9 protein-coding genes, 1 tRNA gene and 1 pseudogene are annotated in these 17,352 nt (G+C 40.6%); 3 read left to right on the top strand and 8 right to left on the bottom strand.

All coding sequences use genetic code 11. The features are described 5' to 3' along the window. Positions 1-50: 50 nt before the first annotated feature. From pyk to SK608_RS05015, 3 genes are all read right to left on the bottom strand, one after another. Complete coding sequence (gene pyk / locus SK608_RS05025; RefSeq protein ID WP_001042818.1) at positions 51-1,556, bottom strand: pyruvate kinase; 1,506 nt, start codon at positions 1,554-1,556, stop codon at positions 51-53. Positions 1,557-1,614: 58 nt separating this feature from the next. After that, on the bottom strand, positions 1,615-2,622 hold the full coding sequence (gene pfkA / locus SK608_RS05020; RefSeq protein WP_000820862.1) for a 6-phosphofructokinase: 1,008 nt from the start codon (positions 2,620-2,622) through the stop codon (positions 1,615-1,617). Positions 2,623-2,703: 81 nt separating this feature from the next. Further along, positions 2,704-5,805, bottom strand: coding sequence for a DNA polymerase III subunit alpha (locus SK608_RS05015; protein ID WP_033677030.1), 3,102 nt, complete (start codon positions 5,803-5,805; stop codon positions 2,704-2,706). A 378-nt stretch (positions 5,806-6,183) separates the two neighbouring features. Between SK608_RS05015 and SK608_RS05010 the strand changes: the two genes are divergently transcribed. Continuing rightward, positions 6,184-8,457 (top strand): Xaa-Pro dipeptidyl-peptidase, encoded by a 2,274-nt coding sequence (locus SK608_RS05010; protein ID WP_033677028.1) that lies wholly within the window; start codon positions 6,184-6,186, stop codon positions 8,455-8,457. 18 nt (positions 8,458-8,475) lie between these two features. Continuing rightward, the gene (locus SK608_RS05005) at positions 8,476-8,946 is read left to right on the top strand and encodes an arginine repressor (RefSeq protein WP_033677026.1); all 471 of its coding nucleotides are present in this window, start codon (positions 8,476-8,478) and stop codon (positions 8,944-8,946) included. 433 nt (positions 8,947-9,379) lie between these two features. Here SK608_RS05005 and SK608_RS05000 read toward each other — a convergent pair whose 3' ends face one another. From SK608_RS05000 to SK608_RS04985, 4 genes are all read right to left on the bottom strand, one after another. Further along, entirely contained in the window at positions 9,380-11,683 is a 2,304-nt protein-coding gene (locus SK608_RS05000) for a DNA translocase FtsK (protein WP_082242416.1), read from the bottom strand. Positions 11,684-11,767: 84 nt separating this feature from the next. Then, positions 11,768-13,720 (bottom strand): fructose-specific PTS transporter subunit EIIC, encoded by a 1,953-nt coding sequence (locus tag SK608_RS04995; RefSeq protein ID WP_033677022.1) that lies wholly within the window; start codon positions 13,718-13,720, stop codon positions 11,768-11,770. Continuing rightward, positions 13,717-14,628, bottom strand: coding sequence for a 1-phosphofructokinase (gene pfkB / locus SK608_RS04990; RefSeq protein WP_033677020.1), 912 nt, complete (start codon positions 14,626-14,628; stop codon positions 13,717-13,719). Before pfkB ends, SK608_RS04995 begins: the two co-directional genes overlap by 4 nt. Then, a complete protein-coding gene (locus SK608_RS04985) occupies positions 14,625-15,365 on the bottom strand; it encodes a DeoR/GlpR family DNA-binding transcription regulator (RefSeq protein WP_033677017.1) in 741 nt (246 codons plus the stop codon). Before SK608_RS04985 ends, pfkB begins: the two co-directional genes overlap by 4 nt. 161 nt (positions 15,366-15,526) lie before the next feature. On the opposite strand from SK608_RS04985, the gene SK608_RS04980 reads away from it, so the two are divergent. After that, positions 15,527-15,614, top strand: a tRNA-Ser gene (locus SK608_RS04980). A 78-nt stretch (positions 15,615-15,692) separates the two neighbouring features. Here SK608_RS04980 and SK608_RS04975 read toward each other — a convergent pair. After that, a pseudogene (locus tag SK608_RS04975) lies at positions 15,693-17,027 on the bottom strand (Nramp family divalent metal transporter). Positions 17,028-17,352: the final 325 nt, after the last annotated feature.

The raw sequence follows: 17,352 nt of genomic DNA, 5'->3' as shown, positions 1-17,352 counted from the left end.
CCCATCATACAGGCTAGACAGCTTGATACGATAGGCTATTTTTCTATTAATTAACGTACTGTACGGATACGCATTGTGTTTGTACGAACAGCTTCTCCAACTGGTACACCAGCAACAATAACGATATCGTCACCAGATTCTACTAGACCTGCTTCAACTGCTTTACGTTCAGCAATTTCGAACATATCGTCAGTTGAAGATGGAGCATCTGTCAACATTGGGATAACACCCCAGTTCAACATCAATCCACGTTCTGTCAATTCGTCGAATGTCAATGCCAAGATGTCAGCATTTGGACGGTATTTAGAGATCAAACGTGCAGTGTGACCTGTCTTAGTAAGAGTTACAACCAATTTAATGTCCATTGAGTTAGTAGCATCTTTAACAGCTGAAGCCATTACTTCTGTCTTAGAGTTACGTTCGAATGAATCTGAGTTCAAACGTCCGTATTCGTTAAGAAGAGTTTGAGCGTTCTTATCGATTGTAGCCATTGTAGTTACTGACTCAAGTGGGTATTTACCATTTGCAGACTCACCTGAAAGCATTGTTGCGTCAGTTCCGTCAATAACAGCGTTAAATACGTCTGATACTTCTGAACGAGTTGCACGTGGTTTTTCAGTCATTGTTTCAAGCATGTTTGTTGCAGTGATAACAACTTTACCTGCAGCATTGACTTTAGTGATGATCATTTTTTGGTAAACTGGAACCATTTCGAATGGTACTTCGATACCCATGTCACCACGAGCGATCATGATACCATCAGCAGCTTCGATGATTTCATCCAAGTTATCGATACCTTGTTGGTTTTCGATTTTAGCGAACAATTGAACATGTCCGTTTCCAGTTTCTTCACAGATTGCACGAACTTCGTTCACATCTTTTGCAGTACGTACGAATGAAATCGCGATGAAGTTGATACCTTGTTCAAGACCGAAACGGATATCGTCGTTATCGCGTTCAGCAAGAGCTGGGAAAGGAATTTTAGTGTTAGGAATGTTCACACCTTTTTGTTTAGCGATGATACCATCGTTTTCAACTTCAACTTCAAATTCACGAGTTGCATCATCTTTAGCAACCACACGAAGACCAAGTTTACCATCGTCAACCAAAACTTGACGACCAACTTCAACATCATCATAGATATCAAGAGCACCAGCAACGTTCAATGCAATCACTTCACGAGTTGATTTGATTCCTTGTTTAGTTGCAACACGGATTTTCTCACCAGTTTTATATGAATACTCTTTAGCTTCACCTTCGAACAATTCTGTACGGATTTCTGGTCCTTTTGTATCAAGAAGGAAACCAACTTTTTTACCTGCAAGTTTTTCAGCAAGTTTAACAGTTGCCATACGCTCACCTTGTTCTTGATGGTCACCGTGTGAGAAGTTGAAACGGAATGTGTTAGCACCAGCTTCAATCAATTTAGCAATGTTTTTAGCTGAAGCTTCAACATCAAGTTTTTCACCCCAGTATCCGTCCTCACCGAATTTTTTACCACCACGGATTTCTACCGCAGGACCCAAAGTTGCAACGATTTTTACACGTTTGTTCATGATTTTTGTGACTCCTTTATATATATGACCTTTTTGGTCTTATTAACTAAATTGTAAATTATGACAAGCTCTTATTCAAGCTAGATAGCTCAATGTCGGCTTTGTGTGGGTTGTTAACTACAATCTTACCTTCTGCAGTAAGGCTAAACAATGCTCCTTCTTCTGCAGTACCAAGAATTGGGTTTTCAACCATTTTTTCGTTACGGATACCAACCGCAACACCACCGATACCTTCTTTAAGAAGTTTAACAGCATGCGCACCCATACGTGACGCCAATACACGGTCACGCGCAGTTGGAGAACCACCACGTTGAATATGTCCAAGTTCTGTCACACGAAGGTCGCTTGTATCCCCAGCTTCTTTTAGTTTTTTACCAAATTCAGCTGCTGACATCACACCTTCTGCCAAGACGATGATATTGTGTTTTTTACCACACTCATAACCACATTTAATGCTTTCTACGATATCTTCAATCTTGAATCCTTCTTCAGGAATGATGATTTCATCAGCACCAGTTGCAATACCAGCCCAAAGAGCGATATCACCAGCGTTACGTCCCATAACTTCAATAACAAAAGTACGACGGTGACTTGATGATGTATCACGAATCTTATCGATAGCATCCATAGCAGTTGTAACCGCTGTGTCAAAACCGATTGTAAAGTCAGTACCAACGATATCGTTATCGATTGTACCTGGAAGACCGATAGCTGGGAAGCCATGTTCAGTCAAACGCATAGCGCCGTGGTAAGATCCGTCACCACCGATAACAACTACACCTTCAATTCCGTGTTTTTTCAATTGCTCAATCCCTTTAAGTTGCCCTTCAAGTTGAGCGAACTCTGGGTAACGAGCTGAGTGAAGGAAAGTACCACCACGAGAAATGATGTCTCCTACTGAAGCTGCATCTAGGGGATGAATTTCACCGGCAACCATACCAGCATATCCGTCATAGATACCAAACACTTCCATTCCTTCTGAAATTGCTTGACGAACAACTGCGCGGATAGCAGCGTTCATACCAGGGGCGTCTCCACCACTAGTCAAAACAGCAATACGTTTCATATTGGTTATGCTCCTTTTTCTTTTAACATTCTTATTGATTATACCACATTTGATTTTAAAATTCTTCTATTTTCCGTATTTTTAGCGATAAATCGTTTTCATAACGATTTCATTCAACTTCGCTTCTAATTCATTGGATTTAGCTACAAAATGATGAGGGGAAACGATTGTTTTCTGTTCCTCTTCATACCTGACGATGACTGGGATTGGACCTTTAAATTGTTCTAAAATACGTGAAATTTCTTGATCCGATTCATGATTTTTTACCTGTATCCAAAAGCGTTCAGCAACTGCTTCTCTTATTTCTTGTGCAATCATTTGCAGACGGCCATCACGTGACTGGATTTTTCCTTTTATATAGTAGAAGGCTCCCTCTTTTATTTCCTGCCCAACCTGACGATATAAGTCTGAAAAGAGTGTGACATCCAATTTTTTCTTACTGTCATCTACCTGTAAAAAGGCCATATTTTCACCCTTTTTGGTGCGAATGGTTTTAATTTTTTGAATTTCTACCAAGATAATGGAGTGACTATTTTCTGACAAATTTCCGATTGGTGTAATCGGATAAATAGCCTTACTTGCAATAGCTTGTAGGGGATGTTTGCTAACTCCTACTCCTAAAAGCTCTTGTTCCATATAGAATTTTTCTTGTTCCGTCCAATCTTCCGATTCCTGCCAACTATATATCGTATCACCGAACAAGCTTCCTAACTCTTTCACAAATTCAAATAGATTAGCTAAATTATTGAATACTTTTTGACGATTTCTTTCAAATGAATCGAAAAGGCCAACTTTTACCAAAGGTTCTAGCAGAGGAAGTTTCAGATAATTCTCAGGTAATTTAGCTATAAAATCTTCAATGTTAGAATAAGGTCTATTTTCAATGATCCAAAGCGCCAAATCTTTGCTGACTCCCTTAATCGATTTCAAACCTAGATAGATAGACTTGTTGGCAATTTTATCGTGATAGGGAATGGTGTTAATTGACAGAGGCGCTACTTCAAAGCCTGCTTCAAGAGCATCTGTTAGGTAATCACTGTTGGAAAAATTCAACATGACCTGATAAAAAATGGCTGGATAATGTGTTTTGAAATAGGCCAACTGGAAGGCCAAGGCTGAGTATGCATAGGCGTGAGATCTGTTAAATCCATAACCTGCAAACTTCTCCATGACATCAAAAACCTGCTCTGCTTTTTCCGCAGTATGGCCAGCTTCTAATGCTCCTTGGATAAAGGAAGCCCTCATCTCATGCATGGCTGAAGCATCCTTTTTCCCCATAGCCCGACGCAAAATATCGGCTTTCCCAAGACTAAATCCAGCAAATCGCTGAGCTACCTGCATAACCTGTTCCTGATAGAGCATGATGCCGTAGGTTGGAGCCAAAATATCCTCCAGAGCAGGATCCAGAACAGTCACTTCTTCCTGTTCATGCTTTCTTGCCACAAAATTATTGATATAGTCACTAGCACCTGGTCTATTTAGAGAAGTAGTCGCTACGACATCTTCAAAGCAGACTGGTTGGACACGCTTAAGCAGACGAATAGCACCAGGTTGCTCAAATTGAAAGATACCTTTTGTATTTCCAGAAGCAAAAAGAGCTAGAGTTTCTTTGTCTTCCAAATCTATTTCTTCGATTTTAAGGTGAACACCTTCTGTTTCAGCAAGCAATTCTTGCATCTTCTGGACAAAGGTCAAATTTCGTAGTCCCAGAAAGTCCATCTTCAAAAGCCCACTTGCTTCAACACCATGAGCATCATACTGAGTCAGTGGGATTTCGTCACCATGCTTTAGAGGGATGTAGTTGGTCAAGTCTTGGTCACTAATGACAACACCAGCTGCATGGACAGAGGTTTGTCTTGGATAACCCTCGATCTTGCAGGCAATTTCAAAGGCTTTTTGGTATTCTAACTTACTATTGATTTGCTGACGAAATTGGAGATTGCCCTCATAAGCTGACTTGAGATTATCACGAAAACTGATTTTCTTGGTAATTGCAGATAATTCATACTCAGGAACACCAAAGCGTTTCAAGACATCTCGTAGAGCTTGCTTGGCTCCAAAGGTTGAAAAAGTAACGATTTGAGCAGCATGTTTACTTCCATATTTATTGCCAACATACCTGATAAAATCTGGACGATAAATATCTGGGATATCAATATCAATATCAGGCATAGTATAGCGTTCACGATTGAGGAAACGTTCAAAAATCAGATTTTTCTCTACTGGGTCAATCCCTGTGATATCTAAGGCATAAGAAACCAAGCTGCCTACTGCAGAACCCCGTCCCATTCCCATATAGTAGCCATTCGAACGTCCAAAACGCAGCAAATCCCAGACAACCAAAAAATAATCATCAAAGCCCATATCATGAATAACAGCCAATTCTTGGTCTAGTCGATCTTGATATTCTTTACTAGACAACCCCTTCTGAGCAAGCCCAAGCTCAGCGCGTTCTCTCAACTCTTCTACTGCTGGTCTAGCTGGGTTAAAACGAGGCAGTTTCAGACTAGTGTCCAAATCATAAGAAATGCCTGAAATCAGCTTTTCTAAGTTTTCCAAGGCTTGAGGAAAACGTTCTTGGAATAGTTTCTCTAAAGAACTTGCTGATATAAAAACATCTTGTCGCGAGCGTAAAGGGACTTCTCTGAGCGGTAGATTTTCTTTAATCGCTGTTAAGACTTGCAGAACTTCTCTATCCCTACTTTCAAAGGCATTGACCCGATAAAGGGGCAAGATTGGATGGTGAAATTCGCTTGCTATTGTTTCCGGATAAACTCCTATATAGTAATCACAGCCTAGATTTAGTGATTCAAGCTCTTCAAAATAAGGCACAATTACCGCGATATCCTCCAGGTACTGGGACAAGACTGACCAACTTTTCTCCCCCTGCATCTTGGCTGTTGAAAGCTTCATCAACTGCTGATAGCCCACACTAGATAGAGCTAAAAAGCGCAGATTCACTTCCTGAGCATCCACAAGCACATTCATTTCAAGCCCTAATAAAGGATGAATGCCATATTTTTTTGTAACCTCTAGAAAGTCAAAAGCACCATAAAGATTATCAATATCCATCATAGCCAGATGAGTGTAGCCGTATTCTTTAGCTACTCTCACATACTTTTCGATCGAAATGACGCTCTCCATAAAACTATAGACTGTTTTTGTATCTAGTTGTGCGATCAATTTACACTTCTCCTCTATCCTTCTCACTATATTATACCATTTTCAAAAAGAGAAATACAAAAGCAATGACTCCTATCTCTATTTTATCCTTAAAGTAAAATTTTTTGAATGAAAAAAGCAAAAATACATTTAAAGAATCAAATGATCCGGTAATTTTTTACTTTTTTATCCCAAGAAGTGAATATATCTTTTAAAATAGAAAGACACATCCAGTTAATCTATTTACTATTATAACTTGTGTTTAACTATAGAGTTGTACCTGTTTTTCATATAAATAATATTCATTATTCTTTAATTAATTTCTTTCTCACTTAATGATTCCCTTTTTCCTATTTTTTTGATATAATAACCTTAATTATTATTTTACAAGGAGGTTTTATGCGCTTTAATCAATTCAGCTATTTATCACTTCCAAGAGATACTATTTTATATGAATTAAAAAAGTATGGATTTGATTTTCCATCTGAGTCAACAAATAAAAAGATGTTGGAGACTTTTCTAAGTCGTTTCTTTTTCACTTATCAAGACACCAACTACCCACTTTCCATCCTAGCAACTGATAAAAAAACAGACCTGCTGACATTTTTTCAATCAGAAGATGAACTGACAGCAGATATTTTTTATACTGTTGCTTTTCAACTTTTAGGCTTTTCTTATTTGGTTGACTTCGAAGATAGTGAAGCTTTTCGTAAAGAGACTGGATTTCCTATTGTATATGGTGACTTGATTGAAAATCTCTATCAGTTACTCAATACTCGCACCAAAAAGGGAAATACTCTTATCGACCAACTTGTTAGTGATGGTCTTATTCCGGAGGATAATGACTACCACTACTTTAACGGTAAGAGTTTGGCTACTTTTTCTAGCCATGATGTTATTCGAGAAGTGGTCTACGTTGAGTCTCGTGTCGATACCGACCAAAAAGGTCTACCAGACCTAGTCAAGGTCAGCATTATTCGTCCACGTTATGAGGGACAAATCCCTGCCATCATGACAGCCAGTCCTTATCATCAGGGAACAAATGACAAGGCAAGCGATAAGGCTCTCTACAAGATGGAGGGCGAGCTTGAGGTTAAACCTGCTCACAAGATTGAGCTAGAGGAACCTCAACTCAATCTCGTCCAACCTCAAGGCCAAGCTGAGCTTGCGTCAGAAGCTGAGGAAAAGCTAAGTCACATCAACTCTAGCTATACACTCAACGACTACTTCCTCCCACGAGGATTTGCCAATCTCTATGTTTCAGGTGTTGGTACCAAAGACTCTACTGGTTTCATGACTAATGGAGACTACCAGCAAATCGAGGCCTATAAAAATGTCATCGATTGGCTTAATGGTCGTTGTCGTGCCTTTACCGACCACACGCGCCAGCGTCAAGTCAAAGCTGACTGGTCAAACGGAAAAGTTGCCACAACTGGACTTTCCTATTTAGGTACCATGTCCAATGGGCTTGCGACTACAGGCGTCGATGGTTTAGAAGTCATCATTGCCGAGGCTGGCATTTCATCTTGGTACAACTACTACCGTGAAAACGGTCTGGTAACTAGTCCAGGCGGTTATCCAGGTGAGGACTTTGACTCTCTTGCTGAGCTAACCTATTCTCGTAATCTCTTGGCTGGCGACTATATCCGTGGCAATGAGGCTCACCAAGCTGACTTAGAAAAAGTAAAAGAGCAACTGGATCGCAAGACTGGCGACTACAATCAGTTTTGGCATGACCGCAACTATCTGCTCAATGCTGACAAAGTAAAGGCAGAGGTTGTCTTTACCCATGGTTCTCAGGATTGGAATGTCAAACCAATTCATGTTTACCAGATGTTCCATGCTCTACCTACTCATATAAACAAGCACCTCTTTTTCCATAATGGTGCCCATGTGTACATGAACAACTGGCAGTCCATTGACTTCCGTGAGTCCATGAACGCCTTATTGACTAAGAAATTACTGGGAGAAGATACAGATTTTCAACTCCCTACTGTTATTTGGCAGGACAATACAGCCCCTCAGACTTGGTTATCACTTGATAACTTCGATGGGCAAGAAAGCTTTGAATCCTTCTCACTTGGTCAAGAAGAGAAAGTCATTCAAAACCAATACCCAGATAAGGATTTTAAGCGCTATGGTAAGACCTACCAGACCTTCAATACAGAACTTTATCAAGGGAAAGTCAATCAGATTACTATTGACCTTCCTGTGACTAAGGATCTTCACTTGAACGGTCGAGCTCAACTCAATCTTCGTATCAAATCCAGCACAAACAAGGGGCTCTTATCTGCTCAACTACTGGAACTTGGACAAAAGAAATACCTACAACCTTATCCAGCTATTTTAAGTGCTAAAACCATTGATAATGGACGCTACCATATGTTGGAAAATCTCTGTGAATTACCAATTAGACCAGATACACAACGAGTCGTGACAAAAGGTTACCTCAATTTACAAAATAGAAATGATTTACTGTTAGTAGAGGATGTTACTGCAGATGAATGGATGGATGTGCAATTTGAACTACAACCTACTATTTACAAGTTAAAAGAAGGAGATACTCTTCGTTTAGTCCTCTATACTACTGACTTTGAAATCACAATCCGTGATAATACCGCTTACCAGCTGACTGTTGATCTTGAACAGTCTACTCTTATCATACCTCACTAAAAAAGGAGTTAAATTATTATGAATAAATCTGAACACCGACACCAACTCATACGAGCTCTTGTAACGAAAAATAAGATTCACACACAAGCTGAGTTACAAGCTCTTCTTGCCGATAATGATATTCAAGTTACACAAGCGACACTTTCGAGGGATATTAAAAGTATGAACCTCTCAAAAGTACGAGAAGAAGATAACTCTTACTACGTGCTCAATACAGGTTCTATCTCAAAATGGGAAAAACGCCTCGAACTCTACATGGAAGATGCCCTTGTCTTGATGCGCCCAGTTCAACACCAAGTCCTACTAAAAACCCTTCCTGGACTGGCTCAATCATTTGGTTCTATCATTGATGCTTTGAGTTTCCCTGACGCTATCGCTACCCTCTGTGGTGATGATGTCTGCCTTGTCATCTGTGAAGATGCAGAGGCAGCCCAACATTGCTTTGAAGAGCTGAAACGGTTCGCCCCACCATTTTTCTTTGGTGAATAAACAGAAACCGAACTCAACAACTGCAAAACTCTCAAAATTTTAAACAGTAGTGAATTGATGTCAGCTAACATCTGGCGAATACAATAGCTGATTCCTGCTGAAAAGTGAGCTATGCAGCTTAATAAAACAAAAAAAGAAATCTATCTCATACATGAGTACAAAAGCTCCCCTTATAGTTTCTAGTGAAAAACAAATATTCACTAGAAACTATAAGGGGAGTCTTCATATATCTAAAAGAAATTCTAAATCTGTTTCAGCTTGATATAGTGTTTGAATAAAATGTGAACAAATTTATTAGGGAATTCAAATCAATTTCATGCTTTAAAAGTCGTTTCGTACTATTTTAGATTCAATTAATTATACATCATAGATAATCCGCTTCAAAAACCTCTTCAAATCACGTCAGGTTCACATTTCCGTATAAGAGAGAAATTTATTGTTGCAATACTTTTCTTGGCTTAGTACCTTCAGCTGGACCAATGACACCTGCCATCTCAAGCTCTTCCATGAGACGGGTCGCACGGTTAAATCCAACTGATAAACGACGCTGAATCATAGATGCGCTGGCTTTCTGGGTTTCGATTACCAAAGCCTTGGCTTCTTCAAAAAGCGGGTCTCCACCAGATTCACCATCTGAAAATTCTCCTTCATTTTCAGAAACCTCACCTGGATCAAAACTCTCATCGTAGTCCGCATCAGCCTGAGCCTTGATGAAGTTTACGATGCGTTCGACATCGTCATCCGAGATAAAGGAGCCTTGGAGACGAACTGGATGATTTTCATCGATTGGTTTAAAGAGCATGTCTCCTCGACCAAGTAATTTTTCTGCTCCATTTTCATCCAAGATAGTACGGGAGTCTGTCCCTGATGAAACCGCGAAAGCGACACGAGAAGGAACATTGGCCTTGATCAGACCAGAGATGACATCAACGGATGGACGCTGGGTTGCAAGAATCATGTGGATGCCGGCAGCACGCGCCTTCTGTCCGAGACGGATGATAGCATCTTCCACTTCCTTGCTGGCAACCATCATGAGGTCAGCCAACTCATCCACGATCACGACAATGAGTGGTAGCGGAATTTGCTTGTACTCAGACTGGGCATTGAACTCTTCTACCTTGGCATTAAAGCCTGCAATGTTACGGACTCCCACTTTGGCAAAGAGTTCATAACGATTTTCCATCTCATCCACAACCTTTTGCAGAGCCTTGCTGGCCTTACGTGGATTGGTCACAACTGGAATCAAGAGATGGGGAATATCATTGTAAACGGACAACTCAACCATTTTGGGATCGACCATCATAAATTTAACTTGGTCAGGTCTCGCCTTCATGAGGATGCTAGCGATAATGCCGTTAACAGCTACTGACTTCCCAGAACCCGTTGAACCTGCGACGAGCAAGTGGGGCATTTTGGAAAGGTCAAAAGCTCTTGCGGTGCCATTAACCGCCTTTCCTAGAGGAATTTCCAAGAGATTTTCTGCTTTCGTTTGAGATTGTTCCCATAGTTCGCGGAAAGAAACTGTCGCAATCTCAGAGTTAGGTACCTCAATTCCCACTAAAGATTTCCCTGGGATAGGTGCTTCGATTCGGACATCCTTAGCAGCCAAGGCTAGAGCGAGGTCATCTGCTAGATTGGAAATGCGGTTGACCCGTACACCTACTGCTGGCTTAACTTCATACTTGGTCACTGATGGCCCAATTTCAGCCCGTTCAACCGTTACCTTAATACCAAAGCTAGCAAAGGTTTCTTCTAGAATTTTGATATTTTCTCGAACAATTTTCTTCTCTTTAGACTGGTCTTTGGGTTTATCAGGGGCAAAGAGTTGTAAGCTTGGAAGTTTGTATTCAAGAGCCTCCTTGGCTGAAAAATCGACCTGAACATCTTCGTCATCAGAGTTATCTCCCTGTTCAGGGAATTCAAGTTCAGCTTGAGGCAGGATGATTTCTGGTTCTACCCACTCTTCTTCTGGAACAGGTGGAACGTCAAGCACAACATCTGCTGTCAGAATTTCACCCGTTTCCATATCAACAGGAGGCAAATCGAGTAAGGCTTTTTCAGCCTCTTCTTGTTCTAATCTAGCCTCTTCCTCAGCCTTTTGGCGAGCTTTTTCTTCTTGTTTGACAAAGCGTTCCTCTTTTCGACGCTCATGCCCTTCCCGCCATTTGGCAAAGCCTCTACTGAAAAATTCAGCAATATCGTAAACAGACCAAGGACTGATTAGGAGAGCGCCTGCTAAAATCAAGATAGAACCAATAAAGTAAGTACCGATATTTGAAAAGAGAAAGGCGATTGGTACATAGAGTCCAACACCAATCAAGCCTCCACCAGCAAAACTGGTCGTTCGAAAACCAGTCAAATCAGTCACAACTTGAGCCATAGTTCCTTTTAGAACTGACTTGTCCAAACCATATTTCCAAACCAAGTAAGCTTCAAAAATCAGGAGCAAGCCCGCAAATATAGTGAAGAAGCCAGATAGGAGGCCTTCCTGTTTTCGTATCCACTTGAAAAAGAAGAGATAGATTAATAGGCCGAATATTGCCAGATAAGCTAGGCTACCCACCAGCAAGCGAATTAGATTGTAAAGGGTTATACCTGCAGCCCCTAATTTGAAGGCTGCGAAAATCAATAAAAGCGCGATTCCCAAAGAAATCAACATTCGTTGAATCGCTTCTTTTCTTTCGAGTTCTGCTTTAGACGGTCTCCGTCTTGTTTTACTTGTATTCTTGTTTGCCATTCTTCTATTATACCATATTTCACAGGCATTTCGGAAAGAGAAAAAGACTGCACCAAACGGTCCAATCTTTTCATTTTCTATTTTTTATGCTTGTGGTTTGCGTAGGTAACCATAGACCACACCACTTACGATTGCTCCTACCAAGACAGCAACGAGGTAAAGAAGAGCATTTGAAGTGAGGGCGATCACGAAGATTCCTCCGTGTGGCGCCATGAGTTTGATACCAGTAAGACCAACGAGGCCACCTGCTACTGCTGAACCAAGGATAAAGCTTGGGATAGCACGAGCTGGGTCAGCTGCACCAAACGGAATCGCTCCCTCAGTGATAAATGACAAGCCCATGATGATGTTTGTCAAACCAGAGTTGCGTTCTTCTTTGGTAAATTTATCTTTGAAAAGAAGCGTTGCGACAAAGATTGCAAGTGGTGGCACCATTCCTCCAGCCATAACTGCTGCCATGGCTACAGAACCACCTGAAGAAACAGTCGCTGCAAGCGTACCTGTACCGAAGACATAAGCCGCTTTATTAACTGGTCCACCCATGTCAACAGCCATCATTCCTCCAAGGACGATACCAAGAAGGACAGCTGAACCTCCTCCAAGACCGCCTAGGAAGTCATTCATAGCAGTGTTGATTGCTGCCATTGGGATATTCACAGCTAGCATGACAAATCCAGTCAAGATTGTTCCAAGAAGTGGCAAGAGAAGAATTGATTTAGCACCTTCAAGTGAACGAGGAACTTGAACGTATTTCTTGATAGCAAGAACTAAAGCACCTGCGATAAATCCACCAACAAGGGCACCTAGGAAACCAGATGAGACACCTGCAAGAGTTGAAGTTGCTTCACCACCTGCGGCATAAGGAATTTTACCAAAGGCAAAACCTTCTTTGGCAATAGCACCAGCCACGAAACCTGCTACCAAACCTGGTTTTTCAGCGATAGAGTAGGCAACATAACCTGCAAAGACTGGGAGCATCAAGCCAAAGGCTGCACCACCAATTTTCATGAACATAGAAGCTAACTCATGGTAAGAACCAAGATTACCAAGGTTTTCATTTGGGACACCCAAAGCACCATCAATCAAGAAGGCAAGGGCAATCATGATACCACCGCCAATAACGAATGGCAACATTTGAGATACACCACTCATCAAGTGTTTGTAAAAGGCACCACCAAGGCTTTGTTTTTCGTTAGAGGCTGTTGCAGCTTTGGCTCCATTAGCAGCACGGTAGACTTCAGCATCTCCTGAAAGAGCCAAGTTAATTAACTCTTCTGTCTTACGGATCCCGTCAGCAACTGGACGATTGATCAATGGTTTTCCATCAAATCGATCCATTTCAACAGCCTTGTCTGCTGCGATGATAACAGCTTTAGCCTTACGAATGTCTTCCGCAGTTAGTTGGTTACCAACACCGCTAGCACCGTTGGTTTCGACCTTGATACCAACCCCCATTTCAGCAGCCACTTTTTGAAGAGCTTCTTGGGCCATGTAAGTGTGGGCAATACCTGTTGTACAAGCTGTAACAGCCACGATAAAGTCACCAGATTCATTGGCAGGTGCTTGAACAGGCTCTTCAGTTTTTTCTGAAGCTTTGTCAAAAAGTTCGATAACTTGGTCAGATGATGTTACTTGACGAAGTTTATCAGCAAAACCGTCTTTCATCAAGTATTGAGACAATTCTGCCAAGGCTGCTAGGTGAGTGTCATTGGCACCTTCTGGAGCCGCAATCATAAAGAAAAGATCAGTTGCTTGCCCATCCAAGCTCTCGTAGTCAACACCCTTGTTTGACTTGGCAAAGAGGACTGTCGCTTCTTTGACAGCAGCGTTTTTGCTGTGAGGCATAGCAATTCCGTCACCCAAACCTGTAGAAGTCAGAGCTTCACGCGCCAAAATTCCTTCTTTAAAGGTTTCAAAATCTGTTACATAACCGTGGTCTGTCAAGCTTTTAATCATCTCTTCAATGACAGCTGTTTTTTCAGTCGCCTGCAAATCCAGCAACATAACATCTTTTCTCAATAGGTCTTGAATTTTCATCTTTTTTCTACCTCAACTTTTTCATATGTTTCTTTAATAAATTCTGCTGTTGCCAAGTCATCCGAGAAGGTCGTTGCCGTTCCGCAAGCCACTCCCCATTTGAAGGCTTCTACTGCGTCTTTTGATTTGACAAATTCACCTGTAAATCCAGCGACCATAGAATCGCCAGCTCCGACTGAATTTTTCACTGTTCCCTTGATTGGTTTAGCAAAGTAAGCTCCCTCAGATGTGACAAGAAGGGCACCATCACCAGCCATAGAAATAATCACATTTTGAGCACCTTTAGCCAGTAACTGACGAGCATAGTTCTCGATTTCATCTAAACTTTCGAGTTTAACCCCAAAAATTGCTCCAAGTTCATGATTGTTTGGTTTAACCAAAAGTGGCTGGTAGTCCAAACTATCAATCAAGGTCTGTCCTTCAAAATCACAAACGACTTGCGCACCCGTCTGGCGCGTCAAGGCAATCAAATCCTTGTAGACGACATTCCCTAGGTTTTTAACACTTGAACCAGCAAATACAACTGTATCTTCTGCAGTCAAACTAGACAAAATAGCTTTCAATTCTTCTAACTGATCCGGTTCAACAGTTGGACCCGTTCCATTAATTTCTGTTTCTTGGTCCGCTTTAATCTTAACATTGATACGAGTATCTTCTGCCACTTGGACAAAACGTGTCTCGATTTCTTCCTCTGCCAAAGTATCTGTGATAAATTTACCAGTAAAACCTCCGATAAATCCAGTCGCTGTATTTGGAATATCCAAGCGTTTCAAGACACGACTGACATTGATTCCTTTCCCACCAGCAAACTTATCATCACTGTCCATACGATTGACACTACCAACTTGGACTTGATCCAAACGCACGATATAGTCAATGGATGGATTGAGTGTGACTGTATAAATCATACTTCTATTACCTCCGTTTTCTCCTTTATTGTCTGCAAGAGTTCATGCCCTTGACTTGTGATAACAATTGCTCGTTTGAGTGGTGCTACCTTGGCAAAGCAAGTTTGTCCAATTTTTGATGAATCCACCAAGACATAGGTCTGTTTGGCATTCTCCAAAATAGCACGCTTCACAGCTCCCTCCTCCATATCAGGAGTCGTATAATAGCCATCGTCCACACCATTCATTCCGATAAAGGCACGGTCAAAGTGCAATTGATTAATCTGGTTAAGAGCAACACCCCCGATGCTAGCATCCGTAGCTGTTTTGACACTTCCTCCAACAATGACAGTCGGAATCTGCTTTTCAACCAACTGAGCTGCATGGTGAATAGAGTTGGTAACAACTGTAACATTTTTATTAACCAATTCATGAATCAAAAAGGCTGTCGTTGTTCCAGCGTCGATAAAGATGACATCTTGTTCCTTGATGAGAGAGGCAGCTTTCTGAGCCAGCAACTTCTTCTCTTGAAGGTTTTTGACAGATTTCTCTTGAATGGTTTCCTCTTCCTGCAAGGAGTGGGGCAATTCTGCTCCACCATGCACGCGACGAAGCTTGTTTTCTGCTTCCAACTCATCCAAGTCTCTTCGCACCGTTGATTCTGAGGTCTCTAGCAAACTAACTAATTTTTCTAGAGAAACTACATGATGTTGATTTAACTCCTCTAAAATCAGTTGCTTCCGCTCTGTTTTTAACACTGAATCACCTCCTGTTATCGTTTACACTATTCATTCTATCATACTTTCTTTCAAAGTCAAGCATTTTTTATCATTTTCTTTCAAATTCTATCATTTTTCTTATTTCTAGAATTTTTATTGCAAGATAAGAGGCTTTATGGTAGACTATTTGAGTAAGTATTGGAAGATTACTCAAGAGGCTTAAGAGGCCGTGTTGGAAACGCGGTAGGCGTGTAACAGCGTGCGTGGGTTCGAATCCCATGTCTTCCGTTTATTTTAAAAAAGATACCCAAGAAATCTTGGGTATCTTTTTTCTTATATGCTTGTTTTATAACTCGGGTGAATTTCTTAGAAAATATCAAATAACAATTTCACATTGAGAATTGTTAAGATAATGGAAACGATATAGCCAAGGATGGTATTCCATTTGGCATTGGTAAATTCTCCCATCAGTGATTTCTTAGAAGTTAGATAAATCAGTGGGAAGATTGAAAATGGAAGAGCAATCGAAAGAAAGACTTGTGAATAAACCAATAACTGATCCAATGTTTTTTCCTGATGACCAAACAGAACCGCTACAATCATGACAGGCAACAAAGCAAAGAGACGAGTTGCCAAACGAATGAACCATTGAGGTAATCTCATATGCAAGAAACCTTCCATAACGATTTGTCCAGTCAAGGTACCCGTAATTGTCGAATTTTGACCACTGGCTAATAAAGCCAAGGCAAACAAGGTTGATAAGGTCGAGCTAGCTATAGCTCCTGCAATAGTAGAATCCTGCAAGGCATTATACATTTGAGAGAAGGCAGAAATCTCAGATGCATGGCCGAAAAAGAGAGCCGCCCCGAGAATTAATAGAAGGGAGTTAACCACAAAGGCCAAGGATAATTGGAGATTTGAATCCCAGGTCATAAAGCGCACCGCTTTTCGAACATCATCCTTGTCCTTGTGATTGATTTTCCGAGTTTGAGACAAGGAAGAATGCAAATAGAGGTTATGAGGCATAACCGTCGCACCTACAATCCCCAGAGCTAAAGTTAATTGACTTTCATGACCTGGCAAAGGACTCTCAAATAAGGTCGAATTGGGTAAATAACCCTCAGCGATTCCTTGGAAACTTGGATTTGATAAAGCTACCAGATAAGTAAAGATTGCTAAAATCGTTAAAATCAGTGTTGTCACAATAGCTTCTATCTTCTTAAAGCCAAATTTCATCAAAAGCAATAAGAGAAAGACATCTAGAACCGTCAAAAGGATGGCTATCATAATCGGAATCTTAAAAAGAAGATTGAGAGCAATCGCTGAACCTAGAACTTCTGCCAGGTCTGTCGCCATCAAGGCCAACTCCAAAATCACCTATAAGCTATAACGAAGCCATTTGGGTGAATGATGAGCCGTTGCTTGAGCCAGGTCCATCTGGGTTACAATACCAAGCTTTCCTGCCATCTGCTGAAGTTGCATGGCAATGAGAGATGAAATCAAGATAACAAACAAGAGACTATACTTATAGGAAGCACCACCGACTACACTGGTAATCCAGTTTCCTGGATCCATATAACCAACTGCGACAAGAGCACCCGGACCTAAAAAGGCATTTAAATTTTGCCAGAAATGATTGTTATTTGGAGTATCGATAGATTGATTAATCTCAGAGAGTGACACTTTTTTATGAGAAGACATAGATACTTACCTCTTTCTAAACCTACTTTTTCATTATTTTCTATTAGAGAAAAATAAGATTGACTTTAAACTATTAAAACAATGAAAACTATATGAAAAACATTTAGTTTTTTCATTATTTTTCTTAAGGCACCTTAATTATAACAGAAAATATGATAAAAACTTAAGAAAATTCAGGACTTGATTTAATATTTAGGATACAACAAAATGTTGTATTCTTTTTTTGCAAAAGAATACCAAAGAATAAAATAAAAAACGTTGTAAAACACCTGATATTATGCGTTTTTTTGATTTTAAAGACTTTTTGCTTGATCCTTTTCACCCT

Origin of the sequence: Streptococcus mitis subsp. hohhotensis (assembly GCF_000722775.1) — a bacterium.
Taxonomy (GTDB): Bacteria; Bacillota; Bacilli; order Lactobacillales; family Streptococcaceae; genus Streptococcus; species Streptococcus carlssonii.
This window is presented reverse-complemented; position numbering and strand designations above follow the sequence as displayed.